At 56.7% G+C, this 2,429-nt stretch carries 2 protein-coding genes; both read right to left on the reverse strand.

Annotated features, from left to right (window positions below):
• A partial coding sequence (locus P4L78_RS21605) for a bifunctional DNA primase/polymerase (RefSeq protein ID WP_309330664.1) occupies positions 1-1,638 on the reverse strand: 1,638 nt, incomplete at its 3' end.
• A 375-nt stretch (positions 1,639-2,013) separates the two neighbouring features.
• Complete coding sequence (locus P4L78_RS21610; protein ID WP_309330666.1) at positions 2,014-2,361, reverse strand: hypothetical protein; 348 nt, start codon at positions 2,359-2,361, stop codon at positions 2,014-2,016.
• Positions 2,362-2,429: the final 68 nt, after the last annotated feature.

Here is a 2,429-nt window from a genome sequence, read left to right on the forward strand (position 1 = left end):
CGTGCGGTAACCCTGCCCAGTGCTGAACCTGCAAAACACGTCTGCCAGTTCAGCCCGGCACCCGGACAGGTTGTCATAGGCCAAGATGCCCGCGTGCATTGCAGACACGGTGGCATCCACTTCGTCTTTCGGTGGTGATGAAAGTCCAGCGTCACTGGGGTCCAGCATAGACAACAGAACCAGCGCAGTGGTTGACTTCGCGCTGCCCTGTTCGCCGTTCAGCACCAAATGGCTAAATGCGCCATCAGGTAAGAACGTGCCCACCAGCCAGGACATCATCAAACACCACTGCGAATCATCGCCCGCGTTCAGCAGTGGCCGCAGCGAATCCAACGTCCCGCCTTTGACGGGCACGGGCAGGGGCCGGGCACCAGCACCACGTCTGAACAATACGGGTGGCTCTTTCACAACTTGCCAGCCGTCTTTGGTCACTTCGATAGCGCGCCACTGGTCATCAGCCATGTCCAGATAGATCACTTCACGGCTGCGTGCGAAACGGACATTCACGGCAGTCCTTGGACCCATGCTGCACTTGGCCAGCACAGTGTCAATCACGGTGTTCAATGCTTCACGGCTGGGCGCGCGCCCGCGCTGGGTTAGGAAGCGATGCGTCAGAATTTCGCGGACTTTGGGACTTCTGCTGTCTACGCGCCAGACTTCCTTGTGGTCACCCACAGCCATGCGCACGTAGCCATCGTTCCCAGGGCCTGACTTGAAATACTCAAAGTCATCAGTCAGCTTGAGCAGGATGTCCGCTTGGCTGGGCTTTTCACCTTCCGGCCATGGGTCACGGACAGCGCGTTTAGGATGGTATGCACTCTCTAAGCTAAGTGTCGCTTCCTCAAGAGTATATTTGTGCTTTCCGGGCACCGCAGTATTAACCTTGCTCACCCAGTCTTCAAGCACTCTTTCCGCGTCTTCTTTTGAATGCCGATTATCACGAAGCTGAGAGAAGAACCATATGCCTGCGTCATTGCGTCTTTCATCAGCTTTGGCCTTTTCCAGAGCCTTGGCCATGATGCGTTCAGCCGGTACGCGTTCCCCTGCGGGCCGCGTGGCGCGGGATGCGGGCTTCGGTGCCTGCTTGGCAATAGCTTCCAGCAGCCACGCGGGTGGAGGGGTCAGGGATAATTTGTCCCGGTGCGCGTTTGCCGGGTTCAACGTGTCCACCCAGTGATAGGTGCCACCGCTGGCGTGGAGGCTTGGTTCACACACGATATAACTGCTTGAGCCGGTCAAGAAATCAAGCCCAGTACGGAACCCGATGCGCTTTCCAACGCCTTCCACAGCCTGAAACAGATAGTGCTTGCCACCGCTTCCGGTTCGTTGCTCGGCCCCTGCGAACAAAATTTCATGCCGTTTTTCGAGTGCATCCAAGGAGTCAAAACCACTCGGCCCGTCCACGTCCAGCACAGCCAGATCATCAAGCCGCAGTCCTATGTTCGCGTGAGGCCAGCGGGTCCACCAGCCAGCGACTGTGCCTTCGTCGCATGATGCACGCTGCCATTCCGCAATACGAGGGTGCTTCCCCACCTTGCAGCCGGATTTGCCGCAGGAACAGCCATCCCCCTGCGTTTCAAACAGTGGGATAACGGCAAAGCCATTCTGGACATATTTAACTGCAATGTCTAGATTCATGCGAACACCCCCAGGCTTTGCGCAATCTGTTCCAGGTCCACGTTCGATTGATAAATTGGTTCGTGGCCCGGAGAATATAAGCGTGGTAACGGACCATCAGAGTATATCTGTACAAGGTAGTTCCCGCGCAGCCGCAACCCATCGCCGAACAATGCTTCGTTGACTCGCTGCCGTAGTGTACGCGTAGTCGGCTTGACATGCCGTGTTACACTAAGCGTGGAAGTGGTTCCACTCTCTTCCGGGACACCGGCTTCTCTCACTGGGGTCCTACTCTTCTCAGTCATTCCAATCCTTCACCTAAACACACTACACGTGATATGAACCTGCCTTTTCCAGGGCAGTCTGGGGGACCCTTGCCCAGGGTCCCCTTCTTTTTCAGGCTATTGCGAGACTGACATAAGCCCCGTCACCGTTCGTGATGGCATCCAGTGAGAACTGCGCAAAGTTAATGGAGTTGCGGGACGGATCACCAGGGGTGCTCCAAGGCACCGGATACCCACCTGTGGGCACCGGCAAAGCGGCAATGATGGTGCTTGGCTGGCCTGGGCCTTGACACTTCACCAGTACTTTGCCTGTAGCTGCCGGATCAGGCCAAACTGTGATGGAGGCCACCTGCCCAGAAGGTGGCAGCATTGCCTTCTGGGCAGTGGTCAAGAGCGAAGACAACAGGACAGGGGTGCCAGCAGCAGGTACGTTCACGCGGCCCAATGTAATAACTTGCATTCAGATTGTCCTTAGAAATCGATGACAAACCGTCCCGCGATGGTCGCGCCAGCGTCGATTTGCTGCAC

This window comes from Silvimonas sp., from assembly GCF_031291215.1.
Lineage (GTDB): Bacteria > Pseudomonadota > Gammaproteobacteria > Burkholderiales > Chitinibacteraceae > Silvimonas > Silvimonas soli.